Genomic DNA, 22,494 nt, shown 5'->3' on the forward strand with positions numbered 1-22,494 from the left:
ACAAGGTTGCCGCCATGACCCTCTCCCGACTCAACCCGCTGCTTCTGGGCGCCATCACCATCGCTTTGGTGCTGATGGTGCCCCTGCTGACCGTCACCGGCCAAAGCCTGCTGGGTTCTCTGGAGGTCTGGCGCCATCTGTGGCAGACGGTACTGGCCGAGTACACGGTCAACTCCCTGCTGCTGGCGTTCGGTGTGGCCCTGCTGGTCACCCTCATTGGTGTCCCCACCGCCTGGCTCACCGCACGCTGCGACTTCCCCGGGCGTCGCCCCCTAAGCCTGCTGTTACTCTTGCCCATGGCGATGCCCGCCTACATCATCGCCTATACCTACACCGGGTTGCTGGATTTTGCCGGCCCGGTTCAGCAGTGGATCCGCGACCTCACCGGCCTGGGATACGGCCAGTACTGGTTTTTTGAGATACGCTCCCTGGGCGGTGCCATCGCCATGCTGTCACTGGTGCTCTACCCCTACGTGTACCTGATGAGCCGGGCCGCCTTCCTCTCCCTCTCCGACCGGATGATGGACACCAGTCGCAGCCTTGGGGTCTCCTCCCTGGGCGAGATGCGCCGGATGGTTCTGCCCCTGGCCCGCCCCGCCATCGTCGTTGGGGTGGCCCTGGCCCTGATGGAGACCCTGGCGGATTACGGCACCGTGGAGTACTTCGGAGTCCCCACCTTCACCACCGGCATCTTTCGCACCTACTACGGCTTTGGCGATGGCAATGCCGCCGCTCAGCTGTCGCTGATGCTGCTGGGGTTTGTGCTGGTATTGCTGACCCTGGAGTCCCACTCCCGCCGCAGAGTGAAGTACTTTGCCAAAGGGGAATCACAAGGACAGGTTCGCCGCAACAGGATCCCAGGTTATCAGGGCTGGCTGGCGTCCCTGGTGTGTCTGCTGCCGCCGCTGCTGGGGTTCCTGTTGCCTGCCGGCCTGCTGCTGCGCTGGAGCCTCATCAGTGACCAGGGAGCCACCAGTCAGTTTCTGCAGCTGGCCTGGAACTCCTTCTCCCTGGCCGCCATGGCCGCGCTGCTCTCTCTGGCCCTGGCCCTGATTCTGGCTTATGCCCTGAGGGCTCAGCATCGCCGGCTGACCCGCTTATCCGTCAGACTGGCGTCTTTAGGCTATGCCCTTCCCGGCACCATAGTGGCCATCGGCGTGCTCAGCGCCCTGACCTGGCTGGACCACAACCTGGTTGCCGGGGTCGAGACCGCCCTGGCCAGACTGGGGTTGTCTGTGGATCTTGGTCTGCTGTTCTCAGGCTCACTGGCTGCACTGCTGTTCGCCTACTTGGTACGCTTTATGGCGGTCTCCATCGGCGCGGTGCACAGCGGCCTTCAGACCATACAGCCCAGCCTGGACCACAGCGCCAGGCTGCTGGGCAACAGCCCGGGCCAGGTATTGTGGAAGATTCACCTACCCCTGCTGCGCCGCAGTGCCCTGACCGCACTGCTGATCGTCTTTGTGGATGTGCTCAAGGAGTTGCCCGCAACCCTGATGCTCAGGCCCTTCAACTTCAATACCCTGGCGGTGCGAGCCTTCGAGCTGGCATCAGACGAACGCCTCATCGATGCAGCCCCGGCATCGCTGATGATCGTCGCCGTAGGGATCATCCCGGTGATCCTGCTCAACCGATCCATTACGGAGGCTCACTGATATGCTGGCCCACACCACCCGCACCACCCTGACCGGTCTCCAGGAGCCCATCTCCCCCCCCAAAGCAGTTCAGCTCAGAGCCGCAGGCGTCAGTGCCGGTTACTCAGGCACCCTGGTGATTCACCAGGTCAAACTGGAGTTGTTCAAGGGGGAGATCGCCTGCCTGCTTGGCCCCAGTGGCTGTGGCAAGTCAACCCTTCTCAAAGCGATCGCCGGTTTCCAGCCCTTGATGGCAGGGGAGCTGTGGATGGAGCAGCGATTGCTCTCCTCCACTGAGGTTCAGGTGCCTCCGGAGAAACGCAACATCGGCATGGTCTTTCAGGACATCGCCCTATTTCCCCACCTGACCGTGGCTCAGAACATCGCCTATGGACTCCATCGCCGCCCCCGGACCGAGCAGCGGCAGAGAGTCGACGAGTTGCTCAGCCTGATTCGCCTGGAAGGTCATGGCGAACGCTATCCCCATGAACTCTCCGGAGGACAGCAACAAAGAGTGGCGCTGGCACGGGCTATGGCCCCCAAGCCGGACCTGCTGCTGCTGGATGAGCCCTTCTCCGGCCTCGACGCCCACCTGAAGGAGGAACTGGTGCCCGAAGTACGCCGCATTCTGACCCAGGAGGGGATCACAGCCCTGCTGGTCACCCACGACCAGCAGGAGGCATTCTCCATTGCCGATCGCGTGGCCGTGGTGCACCGGGGTCAGATCGAACAGTGGGACACCCCCTACGCCCTCTATCACAAGCCAAACACCCGCTTTGTCGCCAGCTTCGTGGGACAGGGTCGGTTGATTAAGGCCCAGGCCATGGCCAACCACAGAGTGCAGACGGCACTGACCAGCTCCCCCTGGAACCAGGAGCACACCTTTGCCCCGGGCACCGACCTGGAGATGCTGATTCGCCCCACGGATCTGCGCATCGACGAAGAGGGAGAGCTCAAAGCCAGGATCACCTCCAGGCAATTTCGCGGCTCGGGCTCTCTGTATGAAGTGGAGCTGGCCAGTGGCGAGCGGGTACTGTGCACCAGTGCCTCCATGGAACATCAGGTCGGTCAGTTTGTCGGACTGACGCTACAGATGAAAGACGCGGCGCTGTTTGAGGCTCTAACCGACTGAGGAACACCACGCCGTCGTCGCACCATGAAAAACGGCTCCCGAGGGAGCCGTTTTGCTACATGGAGTAGAAGTAGTAGATCTGCGACTTCATGCGGATGATGATCCCACGTATCACATCCAGGAAGTTGAGGAAGGCGATGGGCTTTTCACCGCTGACCCAGGCCAGTCCGACGGAGCCTACCGGGATGTTGGTCCCCTCCGGCTCATGAATCTTCAGCCTGACAAAGTGGTGCTTGTTCTGCACATTGGCACCGGTCACCTGTCGGACTCGATCCTCCATACCGATGAGGTTGCCCTGCGACTCCCCGGTGGCCTTGACGATGCCGGTGACCTCGGCGCGGAAGATGGTGCCCGGGTAGATCGCCGAGGCAAATTCGGCGCTCTGCCCCACCTTGAGGTTGCGCATCGCCTGGTGATTGACCCGCATCAGCACGTACTTCTCGCTGGTGAACATGTTGATTCTGGCCACGGCGCCAATGTACTGACCGGGACGCAGGATAAAATTGGTCATAAATCCATCGGTCGGGGCATACACCTTGGTAGACTCCAGGTTCCAGCTGTCCTTGGACACCTGCTGTCTGGCCACCTCCACCTCGGCGGCGCTGGACTGTACCGACAGTCGCTGCTTCTCCACGCTGAGGCGCTTTTTCTCAGCACTGGCCTGATTGCGCTCGATGGCCGCCTCCAGGGCCACCACCTTGGCTCGGGCACTCTCCACTTTGTTGTTCTGCTCATCCAACAGGCTCTCAGTCACCGACTGAGGCACCACCCGGTTCTGCTCATTGAAGCGGGTCAGTTGGGAGCGCTTCCAGCTGAGATCCTCTTTGGCGGCAACCAGATCATTCTGACTGATCTCGATGTCCTTCTGCGCCTCACGGAACTCCGCTTCGGCAATGGCCACCCCCTCTATGGCAACGGCCAGGGACGCCTGTTTGGCCTTTAGACTGGCTTCGGAGCTGGCCAGGGTGATGCGATAGGGCTCGTCATCCAGCTCATAGATCAGCTGCCCCTCGGTAACATACTGGTTGGGCTCCACATGCAACGCCTTCACCTTCCCCTTAATCTGGGTATTACCGGGACGAAGCTGAACATGGGGCGACTGCACCAGAGAACCACCGGACAGATCCATGGGGGTGTAGTTAAGCAGGCCTACCCAGACGAACAGCAACCAGCCGGCCCCGCCCAGGTAGGAAAAACCCTTGGTGTAGGAGTTCCAGGGCATGCCCACCAGCCGGAGCAGGTAGATAAACAGCGCCCATACCGCCAATCCCTCAAGCATGATCACCTCCATGGGCAGGCTCACGCCAGATGTCGCGAATACGACGCAATGCCGCTTCCCCATCCACAAAGGCGAGGATCACCGCCAGCACCCAGACCCAGTGCCAGACAAAGCCTATCCAAGTGAGGACGGTAATCAGCCCCAACTGGTGATGCTTGCGATTGTGGGCCTTGCTGATGGGCAGCTCATGAAGCTTCCAGAACCCGTACAGGGCTGCGGCCACCGTGCCGACCATCACCACGGCCGCCACCACATGCAGCGCGGTGTCTGCGCCAGTGCCGACAAAGGGGGTACTGATTAAACTCATTTTTTTGGTCACCTCACTGATCTGTTGCCGCCCGGCTAGAGGACGAATCCGATTCTGGAAACACATGTTACATTTTGTTTCTGAACCGGTTCTTAACTGGGCCGCGGGTTTCTGAATCGGGAGTAAACCGGAGTAAAACCGTGCTATAACAGAATGTCGAAACAGCACCTGTGAGGAAGAGTGACCGTCATACGTAAGGCAAGATTTGAGGATGCTGAGGGCCTGTGGCAACTGCGCATCGACGCCATCAACGGCCAGTGCCGGGGTCATTACAGCGATGCCGCCATGGATCTGTGGACAGCGGGTCAGTGCACCCAGGCGTTCGCCGACGAGGTGAGCAAAACTTTCTATCTGTTGGAGCGAGGGGGCTCTCCCCTGGTCTGCGGCGCCATCATCGATGGCCAGATCGAGGGGCGGTTTGTCTCTCCTCGGTGCTCGGGACAGGGGCTGGGTAAGCGAATACTGAAACACTTGGAGGCGGTAGCCAGAGAGCAGGGCCTGACCAGGCTGACTCTGGAGTCCACCCTCAATGCCGCCCCCTTCTATCGCAGCCAGGGATACCGGGGCGAGCAGATCGCACGCTATCAGAGTCCGCGAGGTTTCGCCCTGGATTGCATCCCCATGGAGAAACTTTTACTCTCTCCCTCCTAATTTCCGCAGTCCGAGTCTTCATGTCTACCGACATCAGCTTCTTCAACTGGAGCCCCAGTACCCCTCACGCCATGGCCTACGTGGTGATCGTTACCCGTCACCGGGGCCGCTGGCTACTGGTCCGCCACCACCAACGCCGCAGTTGGGAATTGCCGGGCGGTAAAATTGAGCCTGGAGAGACCCCTCTTGAGGCGGCCCACCGTGAGCTCAGGGAGGAAACCGGCGCACTGCAGTACCAGTTGCACCCGGTTGAAGGCTACCGGGTGACACAACCCGGGCTCAGCGGTGAGGGGCTGCTCTGTTTTGCAGAGGTGAAAACCCTGGAAGCGCTCTCCCCCCAGTCAGAGATCGCCGAAGTGGTGGCCATGGACACCCTGCCCCAGGAGCTGACCTGGGCCGAGATTCAGCCAGTGCTGTTTCGCCATGTCACCGGCCGCCTGTCGCTGCTGAACAAACTGGGGGACTACCAACATGTGGTCTGGGACTGGAATGGCACCCTGGTCAATGATGCGCCCCTGGCGGTGGAGATCGTCAACCAACTGATGGCCAGCCAGAGCCTGGGGAGTACGGACCTGGCCAGTTATCGACGGGATTTTTGTCACCCGGTCATCGAATACTACCGTAACCTGGGTTTTGACTTCGAACGCCTGCCCTTCGACCAGTTGTGTAACGAGTTTGGCCGACACTACAGTGCCGCCAGGGAGCGCCTGCAACTGCACCCGGGCAGTCGGTTTTTGCTGGGAGGCATTGCCGGACGCGCGACTCAATCCCTGCTCTCGGCCAGCTCACAACCGGTTCTGGAGCAGTGCCTGACCCATCACGGCATTGCCTCTCTGTTTGACCACATCTATGGCCTGCCCGATAACCAGGCGAGATGCAAAATTGACCGGGGGAGAGAGTTGCTGGCGACCACGGGCATCCAAGCGGAGCACACCATACTGGTGGGCGACACGGATCATGATCTGGAGGTGGCTGACGCCCTGGGTGTCGAGCTGTTGCTGATCGGCGATGGTCACCAGTGCGCCAGCAAACTGGCGCAGATGCACCACCAGGTGCTCACCGGCTGGCATGCCTTAGATTAGTATCAGCCCCAGGTTGAGGCCGGCCAGGGCCAGAGTCACCAGCCAGGTGACCAGGGTGCCAAGGAAGCGCCCCAGGTGATAACCGCCTCCCCCCTGGGTCAGCCCCCAGGGGTGGAGCACTCTGGCAAGAATCCACAGACCTCCGCAAAGATGCAGCAGGGCCGGATCCGCACCATTGAGTTCCGCAGTCCCCAGCATCAGCAATACCAGGGGGGCGTACTCCAGCATATTGCCGTGGCAACGAACGCTCAGGGTGAGATCGGTATCCTTGCCGGTACCCACACCAATTTTTCGGCTGCGGCGCAGTCGCACCACTCGAAAAGCCAATACCAGAGCCAGTATGGCGGTCAACGACAGATAGAGTGCGGTGATCTTTACAGGCATGGCTCTCTCCTGGGAAGGGGGTTAACGCTCATGGAAACGGCGGTGATCCAACAGGCGGTAGAACGCCAGGGTCATTCGAAGAGCTCCCCACAGCCACAACAGTGCCAGAGGCCACCAGGACCCGAAGTACCACACCAGACCCGCCCCCGCGGGGACCACAAAGGCGCTGAGCATCAATACAAAGATGATGTTGTCGAAGTGGTCTTCCCAAAGGGTTTGAGAGGCTTCCCGTTTCTTCAATACCCCCCAACCGCCGCCACAAAGCCACAGGATGAGAGAGAAGAAGAAAAACCAGCTGTGTAAAACCCCCACCAGAGAGATCACCAGGGCGGCGCACATCAACAGATAGCAGATTTGGGCATCAAGCCGTGCCATATCATTGCGCTGGGGAAAGGGCAGCAAATCATCCATTGACTCCTGCTCTTGGACTGACATAGAACCTCCTTGTCATGTCTGTCAGTAGTGCATATTCATTCAATGAAGATAGGGGCGAGCCTGCGTCAAGGCAATAGTTATTTCAAAATATTTAATAAAATTTAATGAGTTGCGTTACTTCATACAGAGCGTGCTAAAGCTCAATCTTCTCACCAGGACGCTTGCCACCACTTCGATACAGCACCTCAACGTAGGCCTCCACCAAGCGGGTCATCGCCTCTTCCTGTAACGAAGGGGTGGGTATCATGGTGACCGCCAAAGCGGCGTATTCCATATGCTTGGCCACCTTGATCGCCCGCTCGACAACCTGCCTGAGCAACTGACTGCGCATCCGCTGCGATTCAATCTGCTGCGCCGCCAGCAGCGCCATATTGAAATCATTGGCCTCCAAGGCAGCTTCAACCACCTCAATAAGCGCCATCTGGCGCTGAGCCCCCTTGTGACCGAGGGCGCTGTAGTACATGCCATAGATCCAGCGACACTCGCCGGTGTAGATCTCCAGATTAAGGCTCAGTTGGGGCTTGGCATTCTCACCCAGAATCAGCGACTCCATCGCCTGGGCACTCTGGCTGACTTCGCCTTGGGTCGACTTAAAGGTCTGATAGACGCCCAGCATCCCCAACGCGATGATGGATGCCCCCAACAGAGTCTGGCTCAGCTTTCCCTTCACACACCCAGCCCATAAAGAAATATCTAATATTAGCGATTCTACAAAGCCAGGTGTTTTCTAGCAAATTTCACCTAGTTTTATTAAGGGAAAGTGGATTTGGTCGCAACTTAACATCCTACGATCCTAATGCAGAGGAGTCTGGCGGCGACGATATTGACTGGGGGTCTCCCCCTGCCAGCGCTTGAAGGCCTTACAGAAATTACTCTGGTCCTGAAAGCCCAGTTGACGGGCGATCTCGGCCAGTGACAGGTCTTGGCGACACAGGTGGTGACAGGCCAACTCCCGGCGTACCTGCTCCAGCAGTTGACTGAAACTGTAGCCTTGCTGCTTTAAGCGCCGCTGGAGATGCCTGGGGGTGATAGAAAGCTCCTGGGCCACCAATTGTTGATGGGGCTCGCCCCCGGAGAGGTGTTTGGTGATCAGGCCAGTAACCCGATTGACGATGCTCTGCTTCCCCAATTGCGCCAGTTCGTCCAGGGCCAGCGACTCGCTGGCCTGAGCCAGCGCCGGGTTCCAGAAGGGGTTCTGCTGCTTGGTGGCCAGCCGGTCAAACACCACACTGTCCCGGGCACAGCCATAGATGATGTTACAGGGCAGCAGAGAGGCCAGGTACTGAGCGCCCTCCTGCCCCGGGTGAGCACGATTGAGTTCGATGCGACGAATGCTCTTTCTGTCCACCACACCCTGTTCCATCATGGTCAGCACCGGCAGCAGGGCCAGATTCAATCCGGCGTCGGAGAAGCCCATCCCCTCCTCCTCGGTCAATTCATAGACCAGACGCAGGTCCCTGCTGTCCTCCTCCAGAGTCAGGTCCACCGCATCACACACCAGATGGCTGATGCGACACATGCGCCGGCATGCTTCCTCCATATCCCGGCTGGTGATCATCGCCGTCAGCATGGTGTCCCCCCTGAGCTGATCGCCCCAGCGGGACAGCATCAGCCCCATATAGGGGTTACCGGTCAGCTTTGAGGCCTCGCCCCAGAGGGCCCTCAACTGGTCAACACACAGGCGCGCCCCCGGAAGGCCAAGAGGCTCGGCCACTATGCCCACCTTCTTGAGAATAGGGTCCGGATCGTGCCCGGCGGCGTGTAAGTAATTAAGCAGGGGCCGAATCCAGGCGGCCAGCAGGGTTCCTTGTGATCTCATCTCTCATCCTTGATATGGCGCCCAGCGCCGCAGCCAGCCGCTGTCATCGCTGGTTTGCTGTTAACTTGCCGAGTTCAATTCCCTGGTGCAAGAGACCGGTGAAACCCTTGCTGACTTTCACCGGCCCCCAAACAATATAACTTCATGTTATATCTTATTATTTCATGAATCAGCATCAGAGGTCATACCACTTCTGAGGTGACGCTCTCTGAACTCAGCCGGTGTCACGCCAACCCAGCGGCGAAAGCTGCGATAGAACACCGAGGGCTCAGAGTATCCCAGTCTCAAGGCCACATCAGAGATGGACAACTCACTCCCCAGCAGCAGCCTGACCGCACGGGCCCGGCGGACCCTGTCTCTGAGCTTGTGAAACTGGTGTCCTTCACGCTTCAGTCGCCTGCCCAGCGTTGCCACACTGATATTGAACTGGGCCGCCACCTGCTCCTGAGTCAGGCTTTCCAACTGCGGGTGCTCCTCCAGGTAACGCCTCACCTGAAGAGCCAGGGAATCATCGGGCCTGTAGAGGCTGAGCAGGCGCTCGGGAGAATCGGCCAGGAAGGGGCCCAGAGTGTCTCGGGATTGCTTGATGGGCTTGAGCAGCAAGTCCCTGGGGAACACCAATCGAGTGACAGAGGCCTGAAACTCAATCGGCGCCTGAAGCAGAGTCGCCAGAGGCAGATCCAATCTGTCCTCGGCAAAGGGCAGATCAACCCGGACCAGGGGGATGGGAGCGTCTATCATCCAGGCGCTCCAGCGATGCAGGATGACGCACAGGCTCAACAGCAGGAAGGCTCGGTCACTCCCCTGCTCACCCCCCAGAACAAGGCTGGCCTGATCCCCCTTCTCCTCAAGGGACCACTGGTATTCATCGGATACCAGGCGAAAGAAATCCCCAACTCGAATCAGGGCACGCCGCAGATTGAGGCAGCCTATGGTGGCGTGGCACATCATCCTGAAGCACCCGCCCCTCAAAGGCCGGCATCCAAAGCCGGAAGACTCGTCATCCAGCTTATCCCACAAGCTGCGCAGCAGGGCACTGAAGCACTCAGGGGAGAGTCCCTCCCCCATCAGCAGTCGCCGCTGGCTGCTGCCCACAGCCGCCAACAAGGTGTTTACCTCCACGCCCTTGACCACCGCACCTTCCAGGGCCGCCATAACCAGCGCCGCGTCGATGACCCCCGCAGACTGGCGCCGTTCACTCACTCCCTGAGCCATCTTCCCCTCCTTAGATTGGAGGGTTCAGACTACCACACCAATACCGAGCAGGTGATAGTGACTCGCTACTTAAGCAAGGCAAAGACCGCCGCGAGCTTATCGGACGCCGACTGTTCGAGGCATGTCTCGATGCTGTCTACAAACTCCCTGTTGTGTTGACGCTTCTTAGCGTATGCCGAGAACAGAGCCACGACCTTTTCCCGATCTAAGCCCCCCTCTTCCACGGCAATGCCAGACAGGCCGGCTTCCAGCAGCAGAAGGTCGACCATCATCACCTGAAAAAACTGTATGGGGGAACGTTTAAGGGAGAGCAAGAACTGATAGTGATAAACCTGGTAGAGCAAGAAATTCAGCAGTACCTGTGGATACTCTGAGAAAAAAGCTCCCTGCATGGGCTTGGCCTTCTCAAGAAGGGCCTCAAAGGCCTGAGAAGCCACGGCGCTCTCTAGCTCCCCCCTCAGGATCCCGGACGCATCAACAGCTCGATGCTCTGAAGTTTGGCCGATGATACTGGCCATCTGCCGGAACAGAGGCATCTGCAACCCCAAGTATCTCGACTCAGACTGACTTACTCCCACATTTGCCGCCTTTGCGCACTTGTAGTCTGCCAGGATGGTGCCCAGCTGATGGGAAAAGATGTTCCATTTATGCCCCGACAGGGTCGGCAGGGAGGAAAACCCCTTCCTTGCGGTTCCATCATCAGCCCAGTTGATGTTCCTCCGAAGCACAGACTCAACCAGTAAAGGGTTATCAAGGTGAGAGTCGATTTGGTGGTAGGTAAGCCCAAGAAGAAACAGCCGCTCCGCCAAGGTCAGTTGAGGGTTGACCAGAATCTGAAAACTGAAGTCTCGAAGAATCAGCGCCCAGGCGGGCAAAGAACCTGAGGGCGTGCCACCTATGCGGAAAGTGGGTCTGAGAGCCGGGCTCGCCTTAACCTGGTTGAACACCATGGCGTCAGGGTTGAAGAGCACCTCATCAGCCACCGCAGGGCAGGATAATGACAGACTCAGCTCAACCCGAGCACCGAAATACTGGGGCGCCCTCGGGTATTGTTGGCAGGTTAAAGACAACGCCTTTTCCCCCAGGCGCTTATGAATTTCACACCAACCCTTGTCGTCGAGCATTGGGCAAAGGCCATGCCTGTTTAACTGAATGTAGCCGTACGCACTGCCAACTGCGGCATCAGCCGCGAAGCGCTTAAAATGCTTCTTAGCCAAAGCCTTGATGTTGTTGTCAGGGGTTTTTCTGATCTCTTTGTAGTTCTTTTTATCGAGATGAATCGACCAGGAGTGGCAACAGTTGGACGGACACTGATCCCCCACGCAGCTGAAGTTCTTTACAAAGGTCGGCTCAAAAATCTGCACTCTGTTCTCAGTGGACATGTTCGGCTCATTCAGTGACTAAAGTTCAGCAAGGCTAAGCAACTTCCTTGCCAGTGACGAAGTGGCAAAAAAAAGCCGGGCAAGAAGCCCGGCTTTCCAGAGAGAGCTGGTGATTAGCCCAGCAGACCCATTACCAGGTTGGTGTTCTGGTTGGCACGGGCCAGGATGTTGGTGCCAGACTGAACCAGCAGCTGGTTCTTGGTCATGGCCGCGCTCTCTGTAGCAAAATCGGCGTCCATGATTCGGCCGGAAGCGGCCTGGGTGTTCTGAGACACGTTAGCCAGGTTGTTGGCGGTGTGCTCCAGACGGTTGATGTTGGCACCCAGAGTGGCGCGATGAGTACCCACGTTATCGATCAGGGCGTCAATCTCACCCATGGTGGTGGATGCGTTGGCCTGGGTAGTCAGGTCAGCAGTAAACAGGCTGCTGTCAATCTTGTCGGTAGCCACATCGATGGACACAGACAGAGTCTCAGAGGCGTCGGCGCCAATCTGGAACTTCACACCGGCAGCGCTGGAGAGGCCGGTACCGGCAAACAGGGTGTTACCGGCAAACTCAGTCTTGGTCACGATACGATCCACTTCAGCGGACAGCTCCTGGAATTCAGCGTCCAGGGCGGCCATATCGTCGACAGAGTTCACACCGTTGGCGGCCTGAGTCGCCAGCTCCTTCATACGCATGGCGATGCTGTTCACTTCGTCCAGACCACCGTCGGCAGTCTGCAGCATGGAGGTGGCGTCACCGATGTTACGCTGGGCGGTGTTCATGCCGGTTACGTTGGCGTTCAGACGGTTGGCAATCTGCAGGCCCGCAGCATCGTCGGCGGCGGAGTTGATGCGCAGACCGGTGGACAGACGCTCCATGGCGCTGTTCAGGGCGTTGTTGCTGCTGCCTACAGAGTTCTGGGCAACCAGTGAAGGGAAGTTAGTATGTACTGAAAGCATTGATTTATCTCCGTGAGATGCGTTGTGTACTGTCACTGAGAGATAGGCGCCCCATCCTTTGAAAAACTTAAAGAAATTTATCAACCAAAACCAAGCCCAAATTCAAGATGCTGTTTTTAAAGGAATTATTCAGAGATCAAAAACCCTTGCGACTTCTGTTTTGGCAACCAGGATCAAAAAAGGCCACCGCTAGGTGGCCTCATTGAGTTCAGGGCGGATTACTCCGCCTGAGTGCCCAGCATCTCCTGACGCAGGGCTTCATTGGCGTCCATCGCCTGCTCCTGGCCGGTGTGGCGCTTCATCCAGCCCAGCACCACGTCGTACCACTGCACCAGGTTGTCCGGGTTGATGATCCAGTGGTTTTCGTTGTCGTAGACGAGAAGCTCGGAATCGATCCCCTTGCGCTGCAGCACGGTGAAGGCGGCCAAGCCCTGCTCCAGAGGCACACGGTAGTCCTTGGCACCGTGAACCACCAGCATGGGGGTCTGCCACTTATCGATGTGGTTCACCGGATTGAACTTCTCGTAAGTCTCGGTGGCTTCCCAGTAACTACCGCCAAACTCGTGCTCAGGGAACCACAACTCCTCGGTCACGTTGTAGAAGCTGCGCATGTCGAACAGACCGGCATGGTTCACCAGGCACTTGAAGCCGTCGTTCCAGTTACCGGCGATCCAGTTCATCATGTAGCCGCCGTAGGAGCCACCCGCCGCACAGGCGTTCTTGGTGTCCAGCCAGGGCTGCTGCTGGCCCACTGCGGCCAGGCCCTTCTGCAGGTCATCCAGAGGCTTGCCACCCCAGTCCAGGGAGATGGAGTCGGTAAACGCCTGGCCATAACCGGTGGAGCCGTGGAAATCGATCATCACCACACCAAAGCCGGCGGCGGCCCACAGCTGGGCGTTCCAGCGGCCGTGCCAGCGGGTGCCGAAGCTGCCCTGAGGGCCACCGTGCACCAGGAAGGCTACAGGGTACTTCTTGCCCTGTTCAAAGCCTGCCGGCTTGATCCAGTAGCCGTAAACGGTCTCGTTGTTCCAGCCCTTGAAGGAGAACTGCTGGAACTCACCCAGGCCCTGTTTGTTGAGCAGGTCCTTGTTGAGATCGGTCAGACGCTGCTTGCCGCTGCCATCGAGGCCCATCACATAGAGGTCATTGGGGCCGGACAGGTCGTTGTGGGTATAGAACAGTTTGCCATTGGTCACCTTCACCATGGCGTTACTGCCCTCGGCCACCAGGGTGCGCTTATCACCGAAGCGTACGTCCATGGCGTAGATGGCCACCTGCCCCAGATCCTGGGCACTCACATACAGGGTGTGGCTCTCTTCCGCAAAGGCGATGCCACGGGCACTGCGATCCCACAGGGGCGCCACTTCACGGGTTTCGCCGGTCTGCAGATCCTTGAGCATAACGGCGAAACGATCCGCCTCAAAGCCCGGGCGCTTCATCGCCGCGTAGGCCATGTAGCGACCATCGTCGGAGAACACCGGGTGACTGTCCCAAGCCAGGTTGTCGGCGGTCAGGTTGACGGCGTCACCGCCGGTAACCGGCACCTGCCACAGGTCGTAGTTGGTCTGCCAGGCCTGGTCGCGGCTGGGAGCCTTGGCACTGTACACCACATGCTTGCCATCGGGAGTGAAGGAGACCTCTTCCATGCCAGAGAAAGGCAGAGACGGCACCTCGGTATCCAGGCCAGCGGTCACGTCCACAGGCTCGGACAGGGTATTGCCCTCGAGTTTGGCAACGAACAGGTGATTACGCAGACCGTCGCTCCAGGTGTCCCAGTGACGCACCATCAGCTGATCGTAATGACGACCCTTCTGCTTGTTCTCTTTCTTGGCTTTCTGCTTATCGGCGCTGCACTGCAGGGTGTCGCAGTCGACGTTGACCCGCAGCTGCATCACCACCTGGCCGTTGTCATTGGACAGTTTGAAGCCGTCGATGCCCAGGGGCAGATCGGAAACCTGAACCGCTTCGCCACCATCCAGGGGAAGTGCCCAGATCTGGCTGGAACCGCTGCGACCACTGAGGAAGTAGAGGGTCTTGCCATCTTTAGAGGCCACCAGGTTGTTCTCGGTGCCCTTGTGGTTGGTCAGCTGACGGGCTTCGCCGCCCAGCTTCTGCAGGTAGAGGTCGGAGCGGTAACCCTTGTCGGTCTTCTTCTTCACTCCATAAACCACCGCATCGCCACCGGGCAGAACCACGGTAGAGTGCAGTTTGCTCAGGGTGTTGAGCTGGTTCACGTCGAAAGGTGCAGTCACCGGCTTGGCGATGGCCGACGCACAAAGCGTCAGTGCGGCGCCCAGCAGTAGGCTGTTTTTCATCGTTGCTATTCCCTTGAATGCGAAAGGCGGCCACAGGCCGCCAAAGTCATCGTGGTGCCAGTATGGCACCTGTGTTGTTATTTGCTGAGCTCGGCATCGAGCTCCTCAATCTTGGCCTGCCAGATGGCAGGGCCAGTCTGGTGCACGTTGCTGCCGGTGGAATCCACCGCAACGGTCACCGGCATATCTTGCACATCGAACTCGTAGATCGCTTCCATGCCAAGCTCTTCGAAGGCCACCACACGTGCCTGCTTAATGGCCTTGGCCACCAGATAGGCGGCACCGCCCACGGCCATCAGGTAGGTGGCCTTGTGGTTGGCGATGCTGTCGACGGTCGCGGGGCCCCGTTCGGCTTTGCCGATCATCCCCATCAGGCCGGTCTTCTCCAGCATCATGTCGGTGAACTTGTCCATGCGGGTGGCGGTTGTCGGACCGGCGGGGCCCACTACTTCGTCGCCCACGGCGTCTACCGGACCGACGTAGTAGATAAAGCGACCACTGAAGTCCACACCCTCAGGCAGGCCTTCACCGGAATCCAGCAGATCCTTAATGCGCTTGTGGGCCGCATCCCGGCCGGTGAGGATCTTACCATTGAGCAGCAGGGTATCACCGGCCTTCCAGCTGGTGGTCTCCTCCTTGGTGATAGTATTGAGATCCACCCGCTTAACGTTATCACCCACCTCCCAGGTTACTTCAGGCCAGTCTTCCAGCTTGGGGGTTGGCAGTTGGGCAGCACCGGTGCCGTCCAGAGTAAAGTGAACGTGACGGGTGGCCGCGCAGTTAGGGATCATCACCACAGGCTTGGAGGCCGCATGGGTCGGTGCGCTCTTAATCTTCACGTCCAGCACAGTGGTGAGGCCGCCCAGACCCTGGGCGCCGATGCCCAGCTTGTTGGCGCGCTCGAAGATCTCCAGGCGCAGTTTCTCTTCGGTGGTCTCGGCGCCGCGCGCCTTGAGCTCGTGGATGTCGATGTGCTCCATCAGGGACTCTTTGGCCATCACCGCCGCTTTCTCGGCGGTACCGCCGATGCCGATGCCCAGCACACCTGGAGGACACCAGCCGGCACCCATGGTGGGCAGGGTCTTCTCAACCCAGGCGGCAATGTCGTCGGAGGGATTAAGCATCACCATCTTGGATTTGTTCTCAGAACCACCGCCCTTGGCGGCCAGGAAGACCTCGACCTGATCGCCGGCCACCATGTCGATGTGCACCACGGCAGGGGCGTTGTCTCTGGTGTTCTTTCGGGCACCGGCTGGATCGGCCACGATGGAAGCCCGCAGGGGATTGCTTTCGTCGTTGTAGGCCCGACGTACCCCTTCATCCACCATCTCCTGAACCGTCAGGTCAGAGTCCCACTGGACCTGCATGCCGATCTTAACGAAGCAGGTAACAATTCCGGTGTCCTGACACAGGGGACGGTGCCCCTCGGCGGACATGCGGGAATTGATCAGGATCTGCGCAATGGCGTCCTTGGCTGCCGGGTTGGCTTCCCGCTCATAGGCAGCGTTCATTGCGTCGACGAAATCTTTGGGGTGGTAATAAGAGATGTACTGTAGGGCATCAGCCACTGAGCTGATGAAGTCCTGTTTGCTGATCACGGCCATTTATTTTTACTCCACGGAGGCATCCAGCCTCTTCTCACTATGCCTGTGCTATACCAAGTGCAATAAATATTTGTTCAATTCAGAACGCGTCACTGCTAGTGAATCTAGGCGTGGCGGCGACGGAATAGTGATCCTCTTTCAAGCCGTCACAACAACGAGTCAGTAGCAGTAAGGCGTTCCCTCCGGGCTGATTTTAACGGGCTCTATGCGGCGTTAGTCAACCTCACTTTAAAACCACTAGAGCTTCGTCTGCCTGCCTTGCCTACAGCCCGTTAAATTTCAGCTGAATGAGCAAGTATCTAATGCCCTTGGTATCAAATTGTGGTTGTGAAATCCGACCCATAATACCCTGAGCCAGCCCTCCCTGACCAGTGGCGGAAAGTCTAGGGCATAGTGTTCTTTTACTATAGGTTTATGCCGGTAGCGGGCTGCCGGGAAACCGGGCCAAGCACAGCGAGGACGAGGTAAGGGGGTCTCCTGAGAAGCAAACCAGTCCTAGGGCAGTTGAGACGCCTGTTTTCCCTGACGCCTGCGAGCGGCACAAATCCCCTCCCCCAGAGTTGCCAAGGTCACAGGCTTGGCCAGAAAATCATCCATGCCACTGTCCAGGCAGCGCTGTCGGTCCTCCTCGGTGGCATTGGCGGTCAGTGCCAGAATCAGGGTCTCTGCCGAGGGGCCCAGCCGGATCTGGCGGGTCGCCCGATAGCCGTCCATCACCGGCATCTGACAGTCCATAAACACCAGATCGAAGCTCTCCCGCTGACAGGCATCCACCGCCTGCTGACCATTGGATGCCAGGGTAAGCGCATCACACCCCAGTCGCTTCAGCATAACCTGCATCAGTTTCTGGTTGCTGATGTTGTCCTCCGCCAGCAGCACCTTGACCCCCTGCAGCGGGCGCTCAAGCTCGCTGCTTGCCCCCCTATTCTCGCCTGCGCTGCCCGGCTGGCTCAGAGGCAGCGTCAGTGACAGAGTGAAACAGCTGCCCTGTTGTGGCTGGGATTCCACCTCCAGGTTGGCCTGCATCAGTTGCGACAGGCGTTTACAAATGGCCAACCCCAGGCCAGTGCCTCCGAAGCGGCGAGTAACAGAACCATCCGCCTGGGTGTAAGCATCAAAAATGCCAGCCAGCTTCTGGGGCTCAATGCCGATACCAGTGTCCTTAACCGAGAAGCACAGCTGGCAATAATCACTGTCGCCGCTTTGTGCCCGGCAGATGAGCTCCACCTGGCCGCCAGGAGAGAACTTGATGGCGTTGGTGAGCAGGTTGCCCAGTATCTGTTCCAGCCTGCCTTCATCCATGACAACCCTGGCAGGCAACTTGGGATCCAGACAAAGGCCAAACTCCACCTTGTGCAACCTGGCCATCCCCTGATAATGGGCGTGGACCCGCTGCAAAAAGTCAGAGGGACAACCTGGCTGGGGATCCAGCTTCAACTCCCCCGCCTCCAGGCGAGAAAAATCCAATACGTCATTGACAATATGCAGCAGACTCTGCGACGCCCCCTGAAGCAACTTTAACTGCTCCTGCCCCTCTGGGGTAAGCCGGGCTCGCTGGGCCTCCAGACACTCGATAAAACCGGTGACCGCATTCAGCGGGGTGCGTATCTCGTGGCTGGCATTGGCGAGAAAGTCACTCTTGGCCTGCAAAGAGGCTTCCAGGCGGCTGTTGAGTTCCTTGGCCTGCAACTGGCGCTCATAGAGTTGCCGGTCACTGCTCTCCAGAGTCCGCGCCAACATCGCCAGCTCACTGCGGTGTACCCCGGCATAGGGAAACTTCACCTGACCGCTGCCCATCAGCGGCAATCCCGCCACCAGCTCATCCACCGGCCTAATCACCCAGCGCCGAATGCTGCGGTAGATAAGCCAGAAACAGAACAGAGTGCCCATCACCACCATCATGGCCTGTCGAAAGATCTGGGTCTGCAACTCCTTGGTGTCCACCTCCATGGCGTAGTTGAGCCACTGGGCCGATTCAAACTCCAGCTTCTGCCGTATCACCATGCAACCATCGGCCAGGGGAGCCAGCCAGGGCAGATCCCGGGGGCAAGCCAAAGCGGTATCCTGGCGGCGGTACTCATAACGCACCTCCCCCTGCAGGGTCATCAGGGTCAGCCCCCGAAGCTGAGGAAAGTTTCGAAGCTGACGATTAAACTCGGTGACCGTCTCCGGCTGGTCCAGCACCACCAGCTCAATCATGGTTGGCGCAAGACTCCCCGCAACCCCGGTGTACTGGGCCCTCATGGTTTGCAGGTCCACCTTGTAGCTCCAGGCACTGATAACAAACGCCAGCAGAGCCATCACCGCAAAGATGGCCAGATTGAGGCGCTGGGTCAGGGATTGCTGAATCATTCAGGCCTCTCCACCGGCAGATCCCGCTGCGACCAGTCCAGCCAGGAGCCGTCATAATGGGTGACCTGAAGCCCGGCCTGCTGCATCAGGAAGTAGCCCAGGGTGGAAGCTTTCCCCTTGTAGCAATAGGTAATGTAACGCTTGCTGGGGTCCAACTCCTGGAACAGCGCCATCAACTCTCCCCAGCTGCGCAAATGCTGTTGCTGCTTTTCATCGAGGTAGAAGAACTTGTCCATGGGGATGTTAATGGCACCAGGAATATGACCAAACTTCCTGGTTTCAGAGGCCTTGCCCAGGAAATGGGCCTCACCGCGGATGTCGACAATACCAAAGCTGGGGTTGTGCCCAGCCAGCAAGGTCATTCTGGCGTTGATCAGCACGTCCGGATTCAGCGCTGGTACATAGCTGGACGCCGTGGGGGTCACCACTCCTATGCTGAGCTCAGCCTTATCCAGATCATCTATCAGGATGTGAACCTGAGTTAATCCATAGAGCTCAAGCACCCAGGCCAGTCGCGCCGCATCCATCAGCATACCGTCGTCATACACCACTATGGTCTGCCCAAGAGTCAGTCCACGCTGACGGATCTCACCGGTCATGGCGGTGATCGATTTTGCCAGCCAGACCCCCTGCTCCTGTCTGTAGGTCTCCTCTACGTCGAAACTGATGGCTCCCTTACGGTGTCCTTGCAGATAGGCCTGGTGTGGGCGGGCATCCAAAAGCAGGTGAGGCATTCCCTGACGCTGCCACAGGGAGAGGGTTCGGGCATCCAGCGCACTGGCCGCCTCCAGCGAAGAAGGCACCAGGATCAGAAGCAGACTCAGCAGCAGCCTCTGCGGAAATTGACACCAGACCATAGACACGCTCCCTGCGAATTTGCCAAGGTGACTGTTTATCCTAATGTTTCAGTATAGACACTTCCCCTTGGTTCGCTCCGGTGCCCACCCAGAGTTTCCTCACCGGCAACCCTTTACCCTTAGTACAGATGTGCCATGATGGAATCAGACTGCGGTTACTAAGGACAGATGATGCGCATCTTTTTCTTTACCCTATTGCTGCTGTTGCCCAGCGCGCAGCTTGCTGCCCGTCCGGCACCGGATTTTCAGATTGAGGTGGCGGGCCAAAGCCGCTCCATGGTGGCGCTGAGTCAGGAGGGCCCAGTCTATGTGGATTTCTGGGCCTCCTGGTGTGGTCCCTGTCGTCGCTCCTTCCCTTTTATGAACCAGTTGCTCAAAGATTTTGGCCCCAAAGGGGTCACCGTAGTCGCGATCAACCTGGACGTGGACAAGGCAGACGCCGCCAAGTTTCTGGAGCAGTTTCCCGCCGATTTTCCCATTGTGTATGACCCAGAGTTTGCCTTGGCTGATGCCTATGGTGTGGGTGGCATGCCCAGCAGCTACCTGATTCAGGATGGCATCATCATCCAGACTCATGTGGGCTTTCGCCCCAAGGATGCCGAGACCACCAGGGCCACCCTGGAGAACCTGCTCAACAAACCCAGTGGAGACGCCCATTGAAACAGCCTTTAATCCTGGTGCTCCTGCTCACCCTCACCGGGTGCAGCTCCCTGGGAGTCAAGCCCTGGGAGCGCGATCTGCTGGCCCATCCGGCCATGGCGTTGGAAGCGGACGCGCTGGACAAATCCTTCGACGACCATGTCTATTTCAGTAAAGAAGCCACCAATGGCGGCCGCGGAAGCGCCGGCGGAGGCTGCGGGTGCAACTGAACCCAGTGGGCAACATCACCGCGGCCCTGGCGGCCGCCACCCTGCCGCTGACCCAGGTGCACGCTCAGGAAACCCTGTTTGAACCTGAGTGGAGCTTCGACGCCGCCTTCCTCTACTACAGCGAAGGGGACGACCGAGTCGATGCCTACGAAGGGGTGCTGCAGGCAACCCGCACCAACGCCGATGACCAGATCCTGGTGCTGACCGGCACCCTGGATGTGCTGACCGGAGCCTCACCCAATGGTGCGGCACCGCAAGCCACACCCCAGACCTTCACCCGCCCCTCGGGCAAGGGGGAGTATCAGGTCGCCCCGGGAGACACGCCCCTGGACGACACCTTCAAGGACACCCGGGCCCAGATAAACCTGCAGTGGACCAGCCCGCTGAACCGGGCCATGGGCTACACCACAGGACTGCACCTCTCCAAGGAGTACGATTACCTCTCTGTGGGCATCAATGGCGGCCTTACCCGCGACTTCAATCAGAAGAACACTCAGCTGGCCCTGGGAGGGGCGCTCTTCTACGACACCGTCGAGCCGGAAGGGGGCGTGCCTGTGCCCATGAGCACCATGGCCATACGCAAGGACTTCCCCAGTGAAGAGGTGTTCCAGCAGGCTTTTGACGCAACCAGAGGCGGCAGCGACGACACCAAGACCACCTGGGATGTGCGCGCCAGCGTCAGCCAGGTGGTAAACCGGCAACTGATTGTTCAGGGCACCCTGACCTATGCCCAGGTAGAGGGGTATCAGAACGATTTTCTCAAGGTACTCTCTGTGGTCGACGACCAGGGAGAAGCCCGGCGCTATCTCTACGAATCCAGACCAGAGCGCCGCGACAAATGGGGCTTCTACGGTCAGGCCAAGTACCACTTCGGCCCGATCCTGGATCTCAGCTACCGTTTTATGAGCGACGACTGGGAGGTGGACTCACACACTCTGGATGCCCGGCTTCGGTTTGAATTCGGCCCCCACAGCCTGGAACCCAACCTGCGCTACTACACCCAAAGCGCCGCCGAGTTCTATCAGCCCTTCCTGTTGGAGGGGGAATCCCCCCGATACGCCAGCGCCGATTACCGCCTGGGAGAGCTGGATACCTACACCCTGGGGCTGAAGTACGGCTACCAGATGACCAATGGTCAGCGTATGGCCATCCGGCTTCAGTGGTACCATCAGGCACCGCAATCCACCGGCAAGACGGAACCGGGGCAGTTAAAGACCCTGGAACTCTACCCCAGCCTCAACACCCTGATGCTGCAAACCAGCTATCACTTCTGATGACGACCCTGGCCGAAAAGACCGCCCTCGCCCTGACTCTGACCGAGCCTGGGTTGTTTCGCGGTCGTTTCGGCGCCATGGCCTGCCGCTGTGAACTGCTGATCCGAACCCACCAGCGCTCGCTGGCTCAACAGGTACTGGGGGTGGCAGCCCGTGAGGCCCTGCGCATCGAGCACAAGTTCAGCCGCTATAGCAATGATGGCCTCTGCCACGCCATCAATCACAGCCAGGGAAAGCCGGTGTCCATCGACCAGGAGACGCACCAGCTGCTCTCTTTGGCAGACGCCGCCTGGCGACTTTCCGAAGGCCTGTTCGACATCTCCAGTGGCATACTGGGTAAGGTATGGCACTTCGATGGCAGCAGCCGCCTCCCTGCCCCGGAGCGGATCCCTCCCCTGCTTGATCTTATTGGCTGGGACAGGGTGACTCTGGGGCCCAGCAGCTTTATCCTGCCCTCGGGCATGGCCATCGACTTTGGCGGGCTGGGCAAGGAGTATGCTGTGGACCGGGTATTGGCGCTCTGTCGGCATCACTGGCCCGGTTTGGCACTGTTGGTCAACTTCGGTGGCGACATCGCCGTGACACCAACCCAAGCCCCATGGCGCGTGGGCGTCAGTGCCGCAAACGGCCCTTCGACGACAGATGCCCTCTTGCTGTCAGAAGGCGCCATCGCCACCAGTGGTGACACCGAACGTTACCTGATTAGAGATGGCAAGCGCCTCAGCCATATTCTCAACCCCAAGACCGGCTATCCGGTTGAGAGTGCCCCGGCCAGTGTGACCGTTCAGGCCCCCAGGTGCACCGATGCCGGGCTGATTGCCACCCTGGCGATGCTCCATGGCGAACACGCCGAGCAGTTTCTTGGGGCTCAGGGGCTGCCCTTCAGGGTGCAGCGACTCACTGACGAGGCCCGTTAGAGCTGGTATGATCGCCGCAAAGGACAATAACCGAAGAACCTT

The 22,494-nt window shown here is 58.9% G+C and carries 21 protein-coding genes; 8 read left to right on the top strand and 13 right to left on the bottom strand.

All coding sequences use genetic code 11. The annotated features are described in order from the left end of the window. Positions 1-14 precede the first annotated feature (14 nt). Both ACN0RV_RS15200 and ACN0RV_RS15205 read left to right on the top strand, forming a co-directional pair. Complete coding sequence (locus ACN0RV_RS15200) at positions 15-1,655, top strand: ABC transporter permease (RefSeq protein ID WP_417348842.1); 1,641 nt, start codon at positions 15-17, stop codon at positions 1,653-1,655. 1 nt (position 1,656) lies between these two features. Further along, on the top strand, positions 1,657-2,766 hold the full coding sequence (locus ACN0RV_RS15205; protein WP_417348844.1) for an ABC transporter ATP-binding protein: 1,110 nt from the start codon (positions 1,657-1,659) through the stop codon (positions 2,764-2,766). A gap of 55 nt (positions 2,767-2,821) precedes the next feature. Here ACN0RV_RS15205 and ACN0RV_RS15210 read toward each other — a convergent pair whose 3' ends face one another. Beyond that, positions 2,822-4,045, bottom strand: a complete 1,224-nt coding sequence (locus ACN0RV_RS15210) for an HlyD family secretion protein (protein ID WP_417348846.1) — start codon at positions 4,043-4,045, stop codon at positions 2,822-2,824. After that, positions 4,038-4,352 carry an MFS transporter gene (locus tag ACN0RV_RS15215; protein WP_417348847.1) on the bottom strand — a complete coding sequence of 105 codons (315 nt, stop codon included), beginning with the start codon at positions 4,350-4,352 and terminating at the stop codon, positions 4,038-4,040. The genes ACN0RV_RS15210 and ACN0RV_RS15215 overlap by 8 nt, the downstream gene beginning before the upstream one ends. A 180-nt stretch (positions 4,353-4,532) precedes the next feature. On the opposite strand from ACN0RV_RS15215, the gene ACN0RV_RS15220 reads away from it, so the two are divergent. Further along, complete coding sequence (locus ACN0RV_RS15220) at positions 4,533-5,003, top strand: GNAT family N-acetyltransferase (RefSeq protein ID WP_417348848.1); 471 nt, start codon at positions 4,533-4,535, stop codon at positions 5,001-5,003. 20 nt (positions 5,004-5,023) lie between these two features. Continuing rightward, positions 5,024-6,085: an NUDIX domain-containing protein gene (locus ACN0RV_RS15225; protein WP_417348850.1), complete on the top strand. Its 1,062-nt coding sequence runs from the start codon at positions 5,024-5,026 to the stop codon at positions 6,083-6,085. Here the strand turns inward: ACN0RV_RS15225 and ACN0RV_RS15230 are convergent. The 11 genes from ACN0RV_RS15230 to ACN0RV_RS15280 form a co-directional block, all read right to left on the bottom strand. Further along, positions 6,077-6,469 (bottom strand): MAPEG family protein, encoded by a 393-nt coding sequence (locus ACN0RV_RS15230; protein ID WP_417348851.1) that lies wholly within the window; start codon positions 6,467-6,469, stop codon positions 6,077-6,079. The genes ACN0RV_RS15225 and ACN0RV_RS15230 overlap by 9 nt on opposite strands. Before the next feature lie 21 nt (positions 6,470-6,490). Then, the gene (locus ACN0RV_RS15235; protein WP_417348852.1) at positions 6,491-6,904 is read right to left on the bottom strand and encodes a hypothetical protein; all 414 of its coding nucleotides are present in this window, start codon (positions 6,902-6,904) and stop codon (positions 6,491-6,493) included. A gap of 133 nt (positions 6,905-7,037) precedes the next feature. After that, positions 7,038-7,574 (bottom strand): hypothetical protein, encoded by a 537-nt coding sequence (locus ACN0RV_RS15240; protein WP_417348853.1) that lies wholly within the window; start codon positions 7,572-7,574, stop codon positions 7,038-7,040. A gap of 123 nt (positions 7,575-7,697) precedes the next feature. Next, on the bottom strand, positions 7,698-8,723 hold the full coding sequence (locus tag ACN0RV_RS15245; protein ID WP_417348855.1) for an AraC family transcriptional regulator ligand-binding domain-containing protein: 1,026 nt from the start codon (positions 8,721-8,723) through the stop codon (positions 7,698-7,700). Between the two features lie 162 nt (positions 8,724-8,885). Then, positions 8,886-9,938: an AraC family transcriptional regulator ligand-binding domain-containing protein gene (locus ACN0RV_RS15250; RefSeq protein WP_417348857.1), complete on the bottom strand. Its 1,053-nt coding sequence runs from the start codon at positions 9,936-9,938 to the stop codon at positions 8,886-8,888. A gap of 65 nt (positions 9,939-10,003) precedes the next feature. Continuing rightward, complete coding sequence (gene fliB, locus ACN0RV_RS15255) at positions 10,004-11,320, bottom strand: flagellin lysine-N-methylase (RefSeq protein ID WP_417348858.1); 1,317 nt, start codon at positions 11,318-11,320, stop codon at positions 10,004-10,006. Positions 11,321-11,433: 113 nt separating this feature from the next. Further along, positions 11,434-12,264: a flagellin gene (locus ACN0RV_RS15260; RefSeq protein ID WP_417348859.1), complete on the bottom strand. Its 831-nt coding sequence runs from the start codon at positions 12,262-12,264 to the stop codon at positions 11,434-11,436. Positions 12,265-12,482: 218 nt separating this feature from the next. Further along, entirely contained in the window at positions 12,483-14,579 is a 2,097-nt protein-coding gene (locus tag ACN0RV_RS15265) for a S9 family peptidase (protein WP_417348861.1), read from the bottom strand. A gap of 77 nt (positions 14,580-14,656) precedes the next feature. Further along, on the bottom strand, positions 14,657-16,183 hold the full coding sequence (locus ACN0RV_RS15270) for a fumarate hydratase (RefSeq protein WP_417348863.1): 1,527 nt from the start codon (positions 16,181-16,183) through the stop codon (positions 14,657-14,659). Positions 16,184-16,678: 495 nt separating this feature from the next. After that, positions 16,679-18,535 carry an ATP-binding protein gene (locus ACN0RV_RS15275; RefSeq protein ID WP_417348864.1) on the bottom strand — a complete coding sequence of 619 codons (1,857 nt, stop codon included), beginning with the start codon at positions 18,533-18,535 and terminating at the stop codon, positions 16,679-16,681. Next, positions 18,532-19,392 carry a sulfurtransferase gene (locus ACN0RV_RS15280; protein ID WP_417348866.1) on the bottom strand — a complete coding sequence of 287 codons (861 nt, stop codon included), beginning with the start codon at positions 19,390-19,392 and terminating at the stop codon, positions 18,532-18,534. The genes ACN0RV_RS15275 and ACN0RV_RS15280 overlap by 4 nt, the downstream gene beginning before the upstream one ends. Positions 19,393-19,563: 171 nt before the next feature. On the opposite strand from ACN0RV_RS15280, the gene ACN0RV_RS15285 reads away from it, so the two are divergent. From ACN0RV_RS15285 to ACN0RV_RS15300, 4 genes are read left to right on the top strand one after another with little or no spacing between them, the layout of a single operon-like run. Further along, complete coding sequence (locus tag ACN0RV_RS15285) at positions 19,564-20,052, top strand: TlpA family protein disulfide reductase (RefSeq protein ID WP_417348867.1); 489 nt, start codon at positions 19,564-19,566, stop codon at positions 20,050-20,052. Next, positions 20,049-20,261, top strand: coding sequence for a DUF4266 domain-containing protein (locus ACN0RV_RS15290; protein ID WP_417348869.1), 213 nt, complete (start codon positions 20,049-20,051; stop codon positions 20,259-20,261). Before ACN0RV_RS15285 ends, ACN0RV_RS15290 begins: the two co-directional genes overlap by 4 nt. Continuing rightward, positions 20,252-21,535: a DUF3570 domain-containing protein gene (locus tag ACN0RV_RS15295; RefSeq protein ID WP_417348871.1), complete on the top strand. Its 1,284-nt coding sequence runs from the start codon at positions 20,252-20,254 to the stop codon at positions 21,533-21,535. The genes ACN0RV_RS15290 and ACN0RV_RS15295 overlap by 10 nt, the downstream gene beginning before the upstream one ends. Then, positions 21,535-22,452, top strand: coding sequence for an FAD:protein FMN transferase (locus tag ACN0RV_RS15300; protein WP_417348873.1), 918 nt, complete (start codon positions 21,535-21,537; stop codon positions 22,450-22,452). The genes ACN0RV_RS15295 and ACN0RV_RS15300 overlap by 1 nt, the downstream gene beginning before the upstream one ends. Positions 22,453-22,494 lie beyond the last annotated feature (42 nt).

The sequence above is a fragment of the Ferrimonas sp. genome, from assembly GCF_048263965.1.
In the GTDB taxonomy this organism is placed as follows: Bacteria; Pseudomonadota; Gammaproteobacteria; order Enterobacterales; family Shewanellaceae; genus Ferrimonas.

Coding starts and splice junctions, on each gene's coding strand:
- ACN0RV_RS15200 (WP_417348842.1), top strand. CDS start 15: ATGACCCTCTCCCGACTCAACCCGCTGCTTCTGGGCGCCATCACCATC.
- ACN0RV_RS15205 (WP_417348844.1), top strand. CDS start 1,657: ATGCTGGCCCACACCACCCGCACCACCCTGACCGGTCTCCAGGAGCCC.
- ACN0RV_RS15210 (WP_417348846.1), bottom strand. CDS start 4,045: ATGCTTGAGGGATTGGCGGTATGGGCGCTGTTTATCTACCTGCTCCGG.
- ACN0RV_RS15215 (WP_417348847.1), bottom strand. CDS start 4,352: ATGAGTTTAATCAGTACCCCCTTTGTCGGCACTGGCGCAGACACCGCG.
- ACN0RV_RS15225 (WP_417348850.1), top strand. CDS start 5,024: ATGTCTACCGACATCAGCTTCTTCAACTGGAGCCCCAGTACCCCTCAC.
- ACN0RV_RS15230 (WP_417348851.1), bottom strand. CDS start 6,469: ATGCCTGTAAAGATCACCGCACTCTATCTGTCGTTGACCGCCATACTG.
- ACN0RV_RS15235 (WP_417348852.1), bottom strand. CDS start 6,904: ATGTCAGTCCAAGAGCAGGAGTCAATGGATGATTTGCTGCCCTTTCCC.
- ACN0RV_RS15245 (WP_417348855.1), bottom strand. CDS start 8,723: ATGAGATCACAAGGAACCCTGCTGGCCGCCTGGATTCGGCCCCTGCTT.
- ACN0RV_RS15250 (WP_417348857.1), bottom strand. CDS start 9,938: ATGGCTCAGGGAGTGAGTGAACGGCGCCAGTCTGCGGGGGTCATCGAC.
- fliB (WP_417348858.1), bottom strand. CDS start 11,320: ATGTCCACTGAGAACAGAGTGCAGATTTTTGAGCCGACCTTTGTAAAG.
- ACN0RV_RS15260 (WP_417348859.1), bottom strand. CDS start 12,264: ATGCTTTCAGTACATACTAACTTCCCTTCACTGGTTGCCCAGAACTCT.
- ACN0RV_RS15265 (WP_417348861.1), bottom strand. CDS start 14,579: ATGAAAAACAGCCTACTGCTGGGCGCCGCACTGACGCTTTGTGCGTCG.
- ACN0RV_RS15270 (WP_417348863.1), bottom strand. CDS start 16,183: ATGGCCGTGATCAGCAAACAGGACTTCATCAGCTCAGTGGCTGATGCC.
- ACN0RV_RS15275 (WP_417348864.1), bottom strand. CDS start 18,535: ATGATTCAGCAATCCCTGACCCAGCGCCTCAATCTGGCCATCTTTGCG.
- ACN0RV_RS15280 (WP_417348866.1), bottom strand. CDS start 19,392: ATGGTCTGGTGTCAATTTCCGCAGAGGCTGCTGCTGAGTCTGCTTCTG.
- ACN0RV_RS15285 (WP_417348867.1), top strand. CDS start 19,564: ATGCGCATCTTTTTCTTTACCCTATTGCTGCTGTTGCCCAGCGCGCAG.
- ACN0RV_RS15300 (WP_417348873.1), top strand. CDS start 21,535: ATGACGACCCTGGCCGAAAAGACCGCCCTCGCCCTGACTCTGACCGAG.